This is a genomic window from Streptomyces sp. NPDC046465, assembly GCF_040646035.1.
Classification (GTDB): Bacteria; Actinomycetota; Actinomycetes; order Streptomycetales; family Streptomycetaceae; genus Streptomyces.
On sequence record NZ_JBEYZK010000019.1, the window covers coordinates 1 to 15,462 of the forward strand.

General features: G+C 71.2%; 9 protein-coding genes. 4 read left to right on the top strand and 5 right to left on the bottom strand.

The window, feature by feature from the left end; genetic code table 11:
* The coding region (locus tag ABZ953_RS27675; RefSeq protein WP_361728889.1) for a beta-ketoacyl synthase N-terminal-like domain-containing protein at window positions 1-4,898 on the bottom strand (4,898 nt) is incomplete at its 3' end.
* A 217-nt stretch (window positions 4,899-5,115) separates the two neighbouring features.
* Here ABZ953_RS27675 and ABZ953_RS27680 point away from each other — a divergent pair.
* Window positions 5,116-5,967 (top strand): lantibiotic dehydratase C-terminal domain-containing protein, encoded by an 852-nt coding sequence (locus ABZ953_RS27680; RefSeq protein ID WP_361728892.1) that lies wholly within the window; start codon window positions 5,116-5,118, stop codon window positions 5,965-5,967.
* A 110-nt stretch (window positions 5,968-6,077) separates the two neighbouring features.
* Here ABZ953_RS27680 and ABZ953_RS27685 read toward each other — a convergent pair whose 3' ends face one another.
* The 3 genes from ABZ953_RS27685 to ABZ953_RS27695 are packed head-to-tail and all read right to left on the bottom strand — an operon-like array spanning window position 6,078 to window position 9,090.
* Window positions 6,078-6,773 (bottom strand): HAD-IA family hydrolase, encoded by a 696-nt coding sequence (locus tag ABZ953_RS27685; RefSeq protein ID WP_361728895.1) that lies wholly within the window; start codon window positions 6,771-6,773, stop codon window positions 6,078-6,080.
* Window positions 6,774-6,820: 47 nt separating this feature from the next.
* The gene (locus ABZ953_RS27690) at window positions 6,821-7,927 is read right to left on the bottom strand and encodes a Gfo/Idh/MocA family oxidoreductase (RefSeq protein ID WP_361728898.1); all 1,107 of its coding nucleotides are present in this window, start codon (window positions 7,925-7,927) and stop codon (window positions 6,821-6,823) included.
* Window positions 7,924-9,090 (bottom strand): DegT/DnrJ/EryC1/StrS family aminotransferase, encoded by a 1,167-nt coding sequence (locus tag ABZ953_RS27695; protein WP_361728902.1) that lies wholly within the window; start codon window positions 9,088-9,090, stop codon window positions 7,924-7,926. Before ABZ953_RS27695 ends, ABZ953_RS27690 begins: the two co-directional genes overlap by 4 nt.
* A gap of 276 nt (window positions 9,091-9,366) precedes the next feature.
* On the opposite strand from ABZ953_RS27695, the gene ABZ953_RS27700 reads away from it, so the two are divergent.
* Window positions 9,367-9,801 carry a type II 3-dehydroquinate dehydratase gene (locus tag ABZ953_RS27700; RefSeq protein ID WP_361729321.1) on the top strand — a complete coding sequence of 145 codons (435 nt, stop codon included), beginning with the start codon at window positions 9,367-9,369 and terminating at the stop codon, window positions 9,799-9,801.
* A 73-nt stretch (window positions 9,802-9,874) separates the two neighbouring features.
* Here ABZ953_RS27700 and ABZ953_RS27705 read toward each other — a convergent pair whose 3' ends face one another.
* Window positions 9,875-11,341, bottom strand: a complete 1,467-nt coding sequence (locus ABZ953_RS27705; RefSeq protein WP_361728905.1) for an FAD-dependent oxidoreductase — start codon at window positions 11,339-11,341, stop codon at window positions 9,875-9,877.
* Window positions 11,342-11,610: 269 nt separating this feature from the next.
* Here ABZ953_RS27705 and ABZ953_RS27710 point away from each other — a divergent pair, with 269 nt between their 5' ends.
* Both ABZ953_RS27710 and ABZ953_RS27715 read left to right on the top strand, forming a co-directional pair.
* On the top strand, window positions 11,611-12,513 hold the full coding sequence (locus tag ABZ953_RS27710; protein ID WP_361728908.1) for an ROK family protein: 903 nt from the start codon (window positions 11,611-11,613) through the stop codon (window positions 12,511-12,513).
* Window positions 12,514-12,691: 178 nt separating this feature from the next.
* Complete coding sequence (locus tag ABZ953_RS27715) at window positions 12,692-15,442, top strand: BTAD domain-containing putative transcriptional regulator (protein WP_361728910.1); 2,751 nt, start codon at window positions 12,692-12,694, stop codon at window positions 15,440-15,442.
* Window positions 15,443-15,462 lie beyond the last annotated feature (20 nt).

The following is a 15,462-nucleotide window of genomic DNA, read 5'->3' on the forward strand; positions in this document are numbered from 1 at the left end:
GGCGCCAAAGCCTCGGCAACCTCACCCATCACCCCAGCAAACACCGGCGAACTGTCCAACAAATCCACCGCCATCCCCACCCACTGCGTCCCCTGCCCCGGAAACACAAACACCCGCTTGCCATCCACATCAGCGACCCCGCTCACCACCTGCGCAGCAGGCACACCCTGCGCCAGAGCATCCAGCCCCGCCAACGCCCCCTCACCCGAACCGGCCAGCACGACAGCCCGGTCACTCAGTTGAGCCCGCGTCGACACCAGGGACCGGCCGGTCTCGGCCAGGGGAATGCCGTCGGCGTCCCGTACGTGCGCGGCGAGCTTCTCCGCCTGCGCGGACAGCGCCGCAGCGCCACGACCCGACAGCACCCAGGGAACGACGCCGGAAGGCTCGACATCGCTCGACTCGGGTGTTTCCTCTGGGACTTGTTCCAGGATGACGTGGGCGTTGGTGCCGCTCACACCGAACGAGGAGACCCCCGCGCGCCGCACCCGGTCCACCTCCGGCCATGCCCGCGACTCCGCCAGAAGCTCCACTCCGCCCGTCGACCAGTCCACATGCGACGAGGGCTCATCCACATGCAGCATGCGGGGAAGGACCCCGCGTCGCAGCGCCTCCACCATCTTGATCACACCGGCCACACCGGCCGCCGCCTGCGTATGCCCGATGTTCGACTTCAACGACCCCAGCCACAACGGCTGTTCACTGGAGTGCGCCTGACCGTACGTGGCAAGAACGGCCTGCGCCTCGATCGGATCACCGAGCTTGGTCCCCGTGCCGTGCGCCTCCACCACATCCACATCGGCGCCCGACACCCCCGCACTGGCCAGGGCGGCCCGGATCACCCGCTCCTGCGAAGGACCGTTCGGCGCCGTCAGACCGTTCGACGCACCGTCCTGGTTCACCGCCGAACCCCGCACCACCGCGAGCACCCGATGCCCGAGCCGACGCGCGTCCGACAGCCGCTCCACCAGCAACACCCCGACACCCTCGGACCAGTTGGTTCCGTCGGCCGCTTCGGCGAACGGCTTGCAGCGGCCGTCCGCGGCGAGGGCCTGCTGGCGGGAGAACTCGACGAAGGAGGTCGGCTGGGACATGACGGCGACACCGCCGGCCAGGGCCATCGTGCACTCACCGCTGCGCAGCGCCTGCGCCGCCAGGTGCAACGCCACCAGCGACGACGAGCACGCCGTGTCCACCGTCACCGCGGGACCCTCGAGCCCCAGCGTGTAGGACACCCGGCCGGAGGCCACGCTGCCCGAATTGCCCGTACCCAAGTAGCCTTCGAGGTCTTCGGGCGCCTGGTCCAGCCTGCTCGCGTAGTCGTGGTACATCACTCCGGAGAAGACTCCGACGTCCTGCCCCTTGAGGGAGGTCGGGTCGATACCGGCCCGTTCGAACGCCTCCCAGGACACTTCGAGCAGCAGCCGCTGCTGCGGATCCATCGCCAGCGCCTCACGCGGCGACACCCCGAACAGCTCCGCGTCGAAGTCGCCCACGCCGTCGAGGAAGCCGCCCTTGCGGACGTACGAGGTTCCCGGCCGGGTGGAGTCCGGGTCGTACAGCCCGTCGAGGTCCCAGCCGCGGTCGGCGGGGAAGTCGGTGAGGCCTTCCCGGCCTTCCGCCACCAGGTTCCACAGGTCCTCGGGGGAGGTGACTTTCCCGGGCAGCCGGCAGGCCATGGCGACGATCGCGATCGGCTCGTCGTAGGCGGCGGCGCGCGGCCGCGCCTGCGTCGAGGCCTCCTCGCCGCCGAACAGCAGGTCCCGCAGATGGCGGGCGACGGCAGCCGGGGTGGGGTGGTCGAAGGCAAGGGTCACGGGCAGCGCGAGGCCGGTGGACCCGGTGAGGCGGTTGCGGAGTTCGACCGCGGTCAGCGAGGTGAATCCGAGTTCCTTGAATGCCCTCTCCGCTGCGACGACACCCTCCAGGGGGCGGACCTCGGCGGCGGCGGAGCGCACCAGTTCCAGGAGCTCGTGGTCCTGTTCGGAACGGCTCAACACGGCGAGCCTGCGGCCGAGTTCGGTGGTCGTGCCCGCGTCGGCGCGCGCGGCCCTCGCCGGGGTCTCGATGAGACCGCGCAGAGGTGCCGGGACGGTGCCGGAACCGAGCGCGTCGGCCTGCGGGCGGATGGCCACCAGGTGGGTCCCACCGGCCAGCAGGGCCGCCTCGAACGTGGCGAGGCTCTCCTGAAGGGGTAGGACACCGACACCGGTCGGGGCGGGCAGGTCGGCGCTGTCCCACGGGCCCCAGGCCAGCGAGAGGGCGGGCATGCCGAGGGACGCGCGGTGCCGTACCAGGGCGTCCAGGGCCGCGGCGGCCGCGGACTGCTCCTCGTGTCCCGCGGTGCCGAGAAGTCCGCCGGCGGACGAGAAGACGACGAACTCGGTGTCGTACCCGATGAGTCGGTGGAGGTTGAAGGCACCGTCGATCACCCGCTCCAGGCCCGCGGCCGGGGTGGCGCCCGCCGCGTGCACGACGGCGGTGAGCGGATGGGCGTAGCCGGCCAGGGTCTGGGCGAGCGCCTCGTGGTCGGCGGGCTCGCACGCCACGAGCGTCACGTCGGCATCGGCGGCGCGCAGTTCGGCGGCCAGGTCGTCGGCCACGTGATCACCGCTGCCGCAGGAGCTCAGCAGGAGCAGCCGGCGCACGCCGCGCGCGTGCACCAGGTGGCGCGCGACAGCGCCTCCCCTGGCCTCGCCGGCACCGGTCACCAGAACGGTCGCGTCCGGGCCCAGCCGGTGGGCGGAATCCTGCTGGGCCGCCGGGGCGATCCGGGCGAGCCGGGGCCGCAGGACGACGCCGGCGCGGACGGCGACCTGCGGTTCGCCGGAGGCCAGGGCCAGCGGCAGGGCCGCCATGGACCGCGGGTCGTCGTCCACGTCGGCCAGCACGATCCGGTCCGGGTGCGCGGCCTGGAGGCTGCGCACCAGCCCCCACGCGGGAAGGTCGCCGATGGGGCCCGCGTGCTCGTCCCCGCCTGTCGCGACGGCGCCGCGTGTGAGCAGCAAAAGGCGTGCGGAGTCCGTGAGTTCGCTCTCCAGCCAGTTCTGTGTCCGGCACCTGAGTGCGTCCAGCGACGTGCGCAGGTCCGCTGCCGGGTGCGGCCCGTGCGCGGCGAACGGAACGTTGTCCGAGGAGAGAACGGTGACATCGGCGGCGGCGGGCGGGAGGCCTTCGTGGTGTTCGACCGTCAGGGCCGTGTCGGCCTGCGCCGGGGCAAGGCCGAAGACGTCCGGCCCCGACACCGCCCAGCGGCCCTCGGCGGGCGGCTGCGGGGCGGGGACGGACGGGAGGGGTTCCCAGTCGAGGCGGAACAGCGACTCGTAGTGGCTCGCGCCCACCGCGCGCAGCCGGGCGGGCAGGTCGAGCAGGACGTGCCGGGTGGTCTTGCCGGAGGCGGTGCGCGGGACGCGGTCGATCTCGTACAGCTCCTCCGGGATCTTGTAGTACGAGAGCTGTTCGCGGCAGGCGGCGAGGGCGAGTTCCGGGACGATGCCCTGGGGCCCGGCGACCAGGAACGCGACGGGAACTTCGCCGAGCACCTCGTGGGGCTTGCCGACGACCGCGGCGTCCGCGACGCCGGGGACGCCGCGCAGAACCTCCTCCACCTCGCCGGGGTGGATGTTCTCGCCGCCGCGGATGATGAGTTCCTTGATGCGGCCGGTGATGGTGAAGTAGCCGTCCGCGTCGCGGCGGGCCAGGTCGCCGGTGCGGTACCAGCCGTCGCGCAGGACCTCGGCGGTCGCCTCGGGCTGGTTGTGGTAGCCGGCCATGACGCTCGGGCCGCGCACCCACACCTCACCCTCGGCGCCGGGGGCGGCGTCCAGTCCGGTCTCCGTGTCGACGAGCCGTACGCCGAGGCCGGGCACCGGCAGGCCGCAGGAGCCCTCGACGCGGGCGCCGACCGGCCAGTTGATGGTGATGGAGCCACAGGTCTCGGTGGAGCCGTAGGCATCGAGGAGCGGGGCGTGGAAGGCCTCCTCGAAGGAGCGGCGCAGCGCAGCCGTGGTGATCGCGCCGCCGACCAGGCACATGCGCAGGTCGGGGGCTTCGAAGCCGCCCTCGCGGGCGGCCCGCACCAGGTAGTGGTACATGGTGGGGACACCGGCGAGGAAGGTGGCGGAGTCGGCTCGCAGCGCGTCGAGCACCTCGTCGGCCGAGAAGCCGTCGACGATGCGGGCAGTCGCGCCGACCGCCGTGACCCCGAGGACACAGACGATGTGCGACAGGCTGTGGAAGAGCGGCAGCGGCCATACGACCCGGTCCTCGGCGCTGAGCCCGGGGATCGGCACGTAGCAGGCGGCCACCGACCAGAGGCAGTTGCGCTGGCTGGACATGACGCCCTTGGGGCGCCCGGTGGTGCCCGAGGTGTAGAGGGTCCAGGCGATGTCGTCCAGGCCGAGATCGTCACGGGCCTGCGCGGCGGGTTCGGTGGCCGCCATGGTCTCGAAGGAGACGGTGCCGAGCGGTGCGCCCTCCGGGATGCCGCCGGTGGCGACGACGACGACCCGCAGATCGGGGCGGTCGGTGACCAGCCGTCCGACCAGCTCGACGTGGGCCGCGTCGGTGATGACGACGCGGGCTCCGCTGTCGTCCAGGAGGTAGCCGATCTCGGCCTCGGTGGCCTGCGGGTTGAGGGGGACGCCGACCGCGCTCGCGCGCACGACGGCGAGGTAGCTCTCCACCGTCTCCACGCGGTTGCCGAGCAGGATGGCCGCACGGTCGCCGGGCTGCAGGCGCAGTCCTGCCAGGTGTCCGGCGATCCTGCGGGTGCGCAGTTCGAGTTCGGCATAGGTCACACCGCGCCGACTGTCGTGGAAGGCAGTCTTCTCCCCGTAGCGTTCGGCGTGCGACCGGAGCAACTCGGGCAGCGGCCGAATGAGTTCGGTGCGCAGCATGTCCCCACATCCCCTTGTGAACGGGCCAACCGATAAGCGGGCGGGCGTATTTCGGACCACAGTCCGCAAACGCTCCGTACCGCACACGATTCTGTACGGGTATTACGCGCGCACCACCCCTGCACCACCCCCTACGACATCCCTAACTTTTATCCGCGGCACCCTTTCGTCCGGGCCGTCTGGAATTGGGTCCGCCGGGAACACTACGCTCGGTTTCATGACGCGCAATTGGTTGTTCGTCCGGCTCCTCGAACCCCTGACACCGAGGGAGGCAGCAGGCTCGATTCAGCGCTCGGAAGAATCCGTTCCAGAAATACCTCCCCTGGTCCACGAAATAGTCGATCTGCTCTACGCGGAGGACAACGAGGCCCTTTGGTACTTCGAGCGACTCGAGGACCATTACGGCCCGCACCTCGCGCTGTGGCTGCGAGCGCGGCCGGAGGTCGTCCAGCGCATCGGCCAGGAAATCGGGCGGACCTCCGGCACGTACCAGCAGTCCGTCGTCTGGGACCACTACGAACCCCCCACCGCCAAATATCTCGATCCCGGCACGGTGGAACTCGCCGCCGCGCTCGCCTCGGCCTCCAGCGATCTGGCGCTGGGACTGCGGCGCGGGGAGGACTTCAAGGGCTCGGGGCTCGGGGTGGCGTTCCTCCACCTCGCCCAGATCACCGAGCTGCTCGCGCCCAAGGACCGCTCGGCGTTCCTCTTCCAGTGCTGGCAGCACTGGACGGGCGGCCTGTCCGGCCGCTCCCGTGCGGAGCTCGCCCGGCGGCGCGGCCCCGCCGTGGAGACGGCGGCCCTGCAGGCGGCCGACCTCCGATGGAACGGCGTCGCGTGCTGGGAGCGGTACGGCCACACCTTGCGGACGCTGGTCGCTGAGCACTCCGGGCCCGCCCCGCTCGGCTATCTGCTCTTCGATCACGCCCGGCTGACCCACCGCAGGCTGGGCGTCGGTGTCGCGGACGAGACGCTGGCCGCGCACGCGCTGCGCTCGGCCCTGGCGCCGGACGCCGGCCTTCCCGGTCACGTGCGTGAGTTGCTCGCCGGGGCACCACTGCCCGTCTGAGGCGGCGTCGTCCATGACGAGAGGGCCCACGCGATGCGACGCGTGGGCCCCCTTTTTTGCTGTCCGTACGCATTTCCGTCCGTACGCATTTCCGTCCGTACGGCCGCTCCTCAGTGCACCGGCACCCGGGGTAGCAGTTCGTGCAGCTCACGCGGGCTGTGCAGCGCCGCGTCCGGATGCTGGGCGAGCAGGTCCGCCTCGGGCGCCTCGCCCCACAGGGCGGCCACCGCGCGGACCCCGGCGGCACGGGCGCTCTGCAGGTCGGTGACGGCGTCGCCGATCATCAGGGCCTGTTCGGCGCGCACATCGAGGAGGTCGAGGGCGCGCAGGACCATGTCGGGGGCCGGCTTGGCCCTGGGCACCTCATCGCCGCCGATGACGTGGTCGAAGAGTGCCAGGATGCCGACCTTGTCGAGCAGCGATCTGGCCCGCGCCCCGCTCTTGCCGGTGGCGACGGCGAGCCCGATGCCGCGCCCGCGCAGGCTCGTCAGGAGGTCGGGGATGCCCTCGAACATGGTGACCCGGTGGGCGAGCCGGTAGCTCTCCCGGACGAACGGCTCCTCCATCTCCAGGGGCAGCCCCATGATCCGCATGATGTCGGGGAAGTAGCGCCCCAGGTGTCGGTTGTACTCCTGGAAGGGGGGTGGTCCCGCACCGACGACCTCCGCGTACGCGATCGTGAACGCCTCGCGCATCACGGCGAAGCTGTCCACGAGCACCCCGTCCATGTCGAAGACGACGGCCTGGACGTCGGGGTCCTCGCGCTGGTCGGGGCCGCCGGTCAGGGGAAGGTTGCTGTACTCCATGAGGTCTCCTCCTCCGGGCCGCGCCGGGGTACCGGCGCGGCCGCAGGTCAGGACGGGCCGTGTCCCGCCGGCTCGGCGGTCCGGTCGGCGAGGCGTGCGGAGCGGTAGAGGCGTTCGATCGCCCCGATGGTGAGCCGCACCTCGGCGATCGCCCGGCCGTGGACCGCGGGATCGGCCAGCATGGCGGGCAGTTCGTCGAGCTGACGGTCGTACTCGGCGCCGACGGGCTCTCCCGGCACCGGCACCGGCTCGGTCCGGCCCTCCCGGGTGACGGTGAGCCGGGAGTCGCCCTCGCGGTTGGGGCTGAACCCGAAGGTGCAGCGGAGCACGGCGGTTCCGGCGGCGCCTTCGACCGTGACGCGGGTGGTGTCGTACTGCTCGTGAGAGGCCCAGCTCGCGTGCAGTGCGAGGGAGGTCCCGTTGTCCGCGACGAGGAATCCGCGGGCGGTGTCCTCTACGTCCCCGGCGATCCCGTCGTCCGAGGGGGTGTCCCGCCAGGCCGCTCTGGAGGCCGCACTCCGCAGGAAGTCCCCGGAGACGGTCCCGGTGGCCTGAGGGAAAGCGGCGACCTCGCCGAGGAGGGGGAGCGCGGTGTCGAGAAGGTGCCAGCCGAGGTCGACCAGAGCACCGCCGCCGGACAGGAGGCGCCGGGTGAACCAGCCGCCCGCGTCGGGCACCCCGCGGGCCCGTACCCATGCCGCTTCGACATGGCGGACGGGCCCCAGCGTCGCGGTGAGGTCGCGCAGGGCGCGTACGTCGGCGCGGTGGCGGGCGGCGCTGCCGGACAGCAGGACCGCGCCGCCCGCCCGCTCGGCCAGGGCCAGCCGCTCGGCCTCGATGGAGTCGAGGCAGACGGGCTTCTCGACGAAGACCGAGGTGGACTGGGCGAGCAGCCGCGCTGCCACCTCGGCGTGCAGATGGTTGGGCACCGCGACGACGGCCAGGTCCACCGAGCCCGGACCCAACTCACCCGGTTCCGAGAGGAGCCTGGCTCCGGGAGCCAAGGTGGCCGCCTGGGCCCGTGCCGCCTCGCTCGGGTCGACGACGGCCATCACCTCGAAGGCGGGATGAGCTTGGAGGCGTGGCAGCCAGATACTGCGCCCGGCCCAGCCGAGACCGACGATGGCGACCCGTACGGGCGGGGCGAAGCTCACGGGGTGGCCAGGGTGTCGGCGACGATGTCCGCGATCCGGCCGACCTGCTCCTGGGTACCGAGCAGGGTGCGGTGGTGCAGCCAGATCGCGTCGGCGCTGATGGCCTCCGAGTGGGGGCAGCGGCGGGCGACGTCGGCCACGGACTCCCGCGGTGCGCCGGTCTCCCAGAAGCCGTCGGTGCGGTAGATCGCCCGGAAGCCGGCGAAGGCGGGCAGGCCCCGTGCCACGAGGGCGTCCACCACGGCGTTGCGCCGCTCCTCGGTGATGCCAGGGACCCGGAACATCGCCATGTAGTGCGGGACCCTGTCGTTGCGGGGGTCGGTGGACTGGGGCACGACGCCCGGCACCTCGGCGAGCTGTCCGGCCAGTTCGGGCCAGCGCTGTTCGCGGCTGGCTATCTGCTCGTCCAGGCGGCGCAGTTGGGCGCGGAGCACCGACGCGGAGAACTCGTTGAGACGGAAGTTGGAGCCGGACGTCTGGTGGAAGTAGCGCCGGTCCGTCGGCGGCCGTCCGCAGCTGTGCCGCAGGAACGCGGCGTCGTATCCCTCGCGGTCGGGGAAGAGCACGGCACCCCCCTCGCCGGCGGTCATCAGTTTGCCGTTCTGGAAGCTGAACGCGGCGACCGAGCCCAGCTCGCCGACCTTCTTGCCCTGCCACTGGGCACCGTGGGCGTGCGCCGCATCCTGGATCAGCGGCACTCCGGTGGCGGCCGACAGCTTGTTCAGAGCGTCCATGTCGGCGAAGTGCCCGGCCATGTGGACCGGCATGATCGCGCGGGTGCGCTCGGTGATGGCCGCCTCGACGGCCGCGGGATCGATCGCGTACGTGTCGGGGTCCACGTCCACGGGGACGGCGACCGCGCCCAGCCGCTGTGCCGCCTGGGACGAGGAGATGAACGTGAAGGCGGGGACGATGACCTCGGTGCCGGGGCCGACGCCGAGGACCTGGAGGGCCAGTTCGAGAGCATGCGTGCCGTTGGTGGTGGCCAGCGCGTACGGGGCGCCGTGGTACTCGGCGAACTCGCTCTCGAACGCGTTGACCTCACCGCCGCCCATACGCCACCACTGTCCCTGCTCCAGGGCCCGGATCAGAGCGGTCCGTTCCTCGTCGCCGTACTGGGGCCAGGCGGGGAATTCCGGCGCCTGCATAGGATTCCCACTCATGAGTCAACCGTCTCTCTATCGGGTTCTGCACCGGGGAAAAGGCATGTGTCACGCCATACGGAATGCCCTCCACTCGATGCAATGCACGGACGGGCACCGTCGGCGGATAGCACGCTAGCGAATGCCGCAGGGCATGTCATCTCCCCTATGGGCACCCCTAGAGCCCCCTTGACCCACATTTCCCGCGGGCCTCGAACTCTGCTTTCCGAGCTCACCCGTTAACCTTTTTCTACCGTCGACCTCGCAATGAGTCGACCCGTCGAACGAGGTGAAATAGTGGGCAGCGTGCTCCTGTTGAACGGACCCAACCTGGGCATACTCGGACGCCGGGAACCGGAGATCTACGGAACGGACACGCTGGACGATGTCGAGGCGGCTGTCGGCGAGGAAATCGCATCCCTCGGCTGGCGGACCCGGTCGATTCAGCACGACGGCGAGGGGGAACTCGTCCGGGCCGTGCACGAGAACTACGACACGGTGGGGGCGATCGTGAATCCCGGGGCGCTGATGATCGCCGGCTGGAGCCTGCGGGACGCGCTCGCCGCGTATCCCAACCCGTTCGTGGAAGTGCACATATCGAATGTGTGGGCTCGCGAGTCGTTCCGGCACGAGTCGGTGCTCGCCCCGCTGGCCGACGGCGTCATCGTGGGGCTCGGCACACTGGGCTACCGGCTGGCGGCCCGCGCTCTGGTGGCGAAGGTCCCCCGCTGAGTGGGGCGTCGCGGGCGCCCACGTCCCCGTCCACGAAGCAGTGGACGCCCGCGACCCGGGGTAGTCGATCCGCTCAACTACCGACACTCTGCGGGTGGTTGAAGAAATTGCTCGGGTCGTAGGACCGCTTCACCGAGACGAGCCGGTCGTAGTTGCCGCCGTAGTAGGCCTCGCGCCAGTCGGTGAGCCGCTCGTCGGGGAAGTTGAGGTAGGAGTGACCGTTGGAGAGCGGGTCCATGACTCCGTAGCCGCGGTCCACCCAGGCCTTGGTGACGGCCTCGTCCTCGGCGGACGGTGTGGCGGTGGGCAGCGCTACGCCGATGCCGATCAGGAACTCGGTGTCACGGTGCCAGAACGCGGTGTCGGTGCGGCCGGGCCGGGTGGCGGCGCCGCCCAAATGGTTGAAGCCGAGGAAGCGCACATGTCCGGCGTGACGATCGGCGTCGAAGGCCGCGAGGGTCGCTGCGAGGGCCGAGCCCGCGAGCGGCTTGGAGAAGAGGCGGTGCCGCTCGCGCAGGGCGCCGCCGCGCGGGATGGTCGCCTCGTCGTTCTGCCCGACACGGTGGCACTGCTTCACGGTGACCTGCTCGCAGCCGTACACGCGCATCATGACGTCGTCGTATGCCAGCTCGGTGACCGAGCGGCTCAGCGGCGCGGCGCCTATGTTCGCGGCCAGCGCGTCGAGGCCGGCCTCCAACTGCGCCTGGGTGCCCCAGTACCCGCCGTTGATCGTGACGCTGGGCACGGTGCCCGGCTTGGCGTCGACGAGGGTGACGCCGAGCGAGGAGCCCAGCTCGCCTTCCTCGGCCGTGCTCCACGCCTGCCATGCCTCGACGAGCTCCTTGGTCTTGTCCCACGGCCAGGAGGTGGCGAAGTAGACGCCGCGCGGCTGGTCGATCGGCCTCACCTCGAAGTCGACGAGAACGCCGAAGTTTCCGCCGCCACCGCCGCGCAGCGCCCAGTACAGGTCGGGTTCCTCGGTCGCGGACGCGGTGACCAGCCGGCCGTCGGCGAGCACGGCTCGCGCTGAGACCAGCCGGTCACTGCCCAGCCCGAACTTCGCGGTCTGGTAGCCGATGCCCCCGCCGGTCAGGAAGCCACCGGGGCAGACGGTCGGACAGGTGCCGCTGACGATCTGCTTGTTGTACGGCTTGAGGGCGGCGAGCGCCTCGACGGACATCGCGCCGGGGCCGACACGCACCGTCGAGGAGCCGACCCGGACGTGCTTGATCCGGGAGACGTCGATGACCAGGCCCTCGCCGGTGGACCAGCCGGCGAAGTTGTGGCCGCCGCTGCGGGTGCGCGCGGGGATGGAGTGAACCTGCGCGAACTTCACGACGGCCGCCACGTCGGCGGGCGTCGCGCAGTAGGCGATGCCCTGCGGGTGGATGGCGTCGTACTCCGCGACGGCCAACTGCTTGGCGAGGTCGTAGCCGCTGTCGGAAGGAAGGACGAGATCGCCTTGCAACTGGGCGCGTAGTTTGCCCCAGGGCGCTCCGGCGGCGTGGGCCCGGACCGCTTGGGGCGCTGCGGCTCCCACCGCCCCTGCCACTGCCAAAGTGCCGCCCAGCTGGAGAACAGTTCGTCGGCTGATCACGAGTCGCTACCCATCTTTCGAGATGCTGGTTCGGGTACGTCACGGGTTCTCCCGGCGTACGTGCGTCGCGTCCGAAGCTAGGTAGCAGCGCCTCGCGTCAGTAACCCCTATCTCTCCCCTGACCTGCGAAGACAGCGCCGCACATGGCCGACCGAGAGCCTAGTGTGCACCTGACGCCGCGACCGGTCGGCGCAGGGGCGCTCGGAGGAGTCATGGGGCATTCGGGCACGGGACATCTGGGGATCGATGTCGGCGGCACGAAGGTGGCGCTGCGGATCGAGGCGGACGGTCACGCTCCCCTGGAGACCGCCTTCCGTTGGCCCGGTCCCGAGGCGGGCGCCGAGCGGGATTTTCGGACGCTCGCGTCCAACGTCCGTACGTTGCTGTCCAGTTGGGGGCGCTCACCGGCGGCGGTCGGCGTGGCGATGCCGGCGACGACGGACAGCGCGGGGCGGGTGGTCGCCTGGCCGGGGCGGCCCGGCTGGCGCGGAGCGGACCTGCGGGGGGCGCTGCGGGACCTCTTCCCGGGCATCCCGGTGCAGGTGGCGGACGACGGCGACCTGGCGGCACTGGCCGAGGCCCGGGTGGCCGGGCGCGCGCACCTCGTCTATCTCGGAGTCGGCACCGGGATCGGCGGCGGAATCGTGCGCGAGGGACGTCCGTTCCCGGGGCCGGAGGCGGGTTCCTGCGAGATCGGCCATATGGCGATCGACTATTTCGGGCCAACGTGTGACTGCGGTCGGCAGGGCTGCCTGCAGGCCGTCGCCTCCGGCCCCGCGACCTTACGCAGAGCCGCTCTGCTGCGGGGTGGCCCGGTCGACTTCGTACTGCTCCGGAGCGCCGTGGCCGAGCGCGAGCCCTGGGCGGTGGCCGCCGTCGAGAAGAGCTGTGCGGCGCTCGCGGCCGCGGCGATGAGCCTCGCGGAACTGGCCCGTCCGGAGTTGGTCGTGATCGGCGGCGGATTCGCCGAAGGCATCAAGGGTCTGGTCTCCGATGTCGCAGCCCGCACAACGGCGTTGAGCAGGCCCGGACATCCTGCACCACGCGTCGCAGGGGCCTCACTGGGTGGCCTCTCCTCCCTCCACGGCGCCGTGCTGCTCGCCCGTATCGGCTGACCCACGCGTCAACTGCCTTCACAGGGAGGGGTTTTGGCCACAGTCCCGGCGACCGTTGAGAATGTACAGGACACTTTGATTCACTGGTCTATGACCTCGGGGGTCTCAAGGGAGCGGCTCTTCCCCATCAAAGTGCGATCCTGACTCACCCGGATGTTTTTGCGGGACGGGGGCTGTTATGCGGTTCAAGATCCTGGGTTCTCTCGAAGTACTGGCCGGTGAGGAGCCGATACCACTGGGTGGGCTCCATCAGCGGGCCGTTCTCGGCTATCTGCTGCTCAATCCCAACAAAGCCGTCGCGACCAGCAACATCATCCGCGCTGTATGGGGGCACGACGCCCCGCCCACGTGCCGCAAGATGGTGCAGAACGCGGTCTCGGGACTGCGCCGGATCCTCGCCCCCGCCCCGGACGTGGCACTGCTGACGCGCTCCCCCGGCTACCTCCTGAGCATCGATCCGCGCCAGATCGACCTCCCCGTGTTCCGGGCCCTCGCGGACGAGGGCCGCAAGCACCTCGCCGCCGAACAATGGGAACCGGCCTCTGTCGCGCTGCGCAAGGCGCTCAGCCTGTGGCGCGATCCGGTCCTCTCCGACCTGGCGGAGGAGGGCATCGTCTGGCCGGAGCACGACGTGGTACAGAACCAGCGGCTGACCGCCTTCGAGGACTGCATGCAGGCCGAGTTGGCGCTCGGCAGGCACTGGGACCTGGTGGGCGAGTTGGAGCGCACCTTCTCGTGCTCGCCGGCCCGCGAGCGGCTGAGCGGCCAGCTGATGCTGGCGCTGTACCGCTGCGGCCGCCAGCCCGAGGCGCTCGCCGCCTACCAGCGGACCCGGACCGCGCTCACCGAGGAGTTCGGCCTCGACCCGGGGCGTGAGCTGCGCAGCCTGGAGCGGGCGATCCTCACCCACGCCCCGGAACTCGACCTCGCGGGCCCGGCCCGCGAAGAGACTGCCGACGCACCGTCCAACCTGCGCTGGCTCAGCCCCCGCCAGCGGCCGCTGCACGCCGCTCCGCCTCCGGCGCCGCCCCCGGCGGCGACGTCGGCCGCCGCTGTCTCCTCCGCCCCCTCCTCGTCCTCCGTGATGGTGGAACGCAAGCGGGTGTCCGTCCTTCTCGTGCGGGCTCAGGTACCACAGACCTCGGGGCGCGAGGACCCCGAGCAGGCCGACGCCGTGCAGAAGGAGGTGGCGGCCGTCGTCAGGAACGAGGTGGAGCGGTTCGGCGGAGTGCTCCGCACTTCGGTGGGAGCCAACTGGCTCGCCCTGTTCGGCGTGCCGAAGATGCACGAGAACGACCCCGAGCGAGCCGTCCGTGCCGCGCTGGCCATCCGTCACCGCATCGCCACCGAGCTGGCCGGCAACGGTGTCGCGCCGGTCGCACTGCTGCGCGGCTGCCGACTGGCCGTCGCCACGGGCGAGGTGATGGTCACCTACGACAGCGACGACGACAGCGAGCCCGCCGAGGTGATGGGTCAGGTCTTCGACCGGTGCCAGCAGCTGCTGGCAGGCGCTCCGCCGGCCGGGCTCCGGATCTGTGACTGCACGGTCAAGATCGGCGGCGACGTGTTCGGCGCGGCCTGGACGAACGACCCCCAGCAGGGCTGGGAGATCAAGCGGGTCGAGCAGCCCACCCCCATGTCCAAGGTGTTCTTTCCCTTTCTCGGCCGCGAGCGGGAGATGGAGATACTGACCGGCCTGCTCGGCGACACGCTGCGGCGCCGGCGCCCGCACCTGGTGACGGTGATCGGCGAACCGGGGATCGGCAAGACCCGGCTGTCCGGCGAGTTCCTGCGGGCCGTCGAGGATCCGGACCTGTCCGTCCCGGACCTGGCGAGCCGCACGTGCTCCGTACTCATCGGGCGGGTATCCCCGTTCGGCGGGGGACACGGCGTGGAGCCCCTGGTCGCGACCGTCCAGGCGCACGCCGGGATCGACGCCTCCGACAGTCCCATCGTCGCCGACCACAAACTGGTCGAGGCGGTGCACAGGCTGGTCGGCAGCGGAGTCCCGGGCGCTGAGCTGCTGCGCGGGCTGCGCCGGTGCCTCGCGGTGGGCCGGCAGTCGGCGCCGCTGGACCGCGACACCTTCGACTCGGTCTTTGCCGCCTGGCGTCAGTTCATCGAGGAGATCGCGGCCCAGCGGCCGCTCGTGGTCGTCCTTGAGGACATTCATCTGGCCGGAGAGGCTCTGATGGACTCCGTGGCCGACGTGGTGGAACAGCTGACGACGATGCCGTTGATGCTGCTCGTGACCGGCCGTCCCGAGCTGCTGCAGGCCCGGCCGCGGTGGAGTTGCGGCAAGCGGGACGCCTTGATCCTCACCCTGGACCCACTGCCGGACCGGGTGACGGGCTACCTCATGGACACCCTCGTCGAGGGGTGCACGCGCGGCACGCTGGATCCCGACCTGGTCGCCCGCGTCGGCGGCAACCCGCTGTTCGCCAAGGAGTACGTGCACGCGCTGCGGGCGGAACGGAACCTGGAGCGGGCCCCGACGCCGGTTCCGCTGCCCGGCACGGTGCAGACCGTGATCGCCGCCCACCTCGACACGCTGTTGCCCGTGCAGAAGGCGGTGCTGCGGGACGCCTCGGTGGTGGGCAACACGGTATGGGTGAGCGCGGTGGCCGCGCTCGGCAACCGCGACCAGGATGAAGTGGCCCGCCATTTGGCCCACTTGGAGCGTAAGCAGCTGCTGCACCGGCGTCGCCCGACGTCCATCCCCGGCGAGGTCGAGTACGCCTTCCGGCAGCCCCTCGTGCGCGAGGTGGCGTACTCCCAGCTCCCCGGCAAGACCCGGGCGGCGAAGCAGCACCTCGCCGACGACTGGCTCCAGGAGGCCACGGCGCAGCGTACGGTCCGGGCCACCACGGACCATCGGCAGAGCAGGGCCTTCGGCCGCAAGGCGACGCGTCAGCCCAACGTGGGCTGACGCACCGGCCCGTCCTTTGC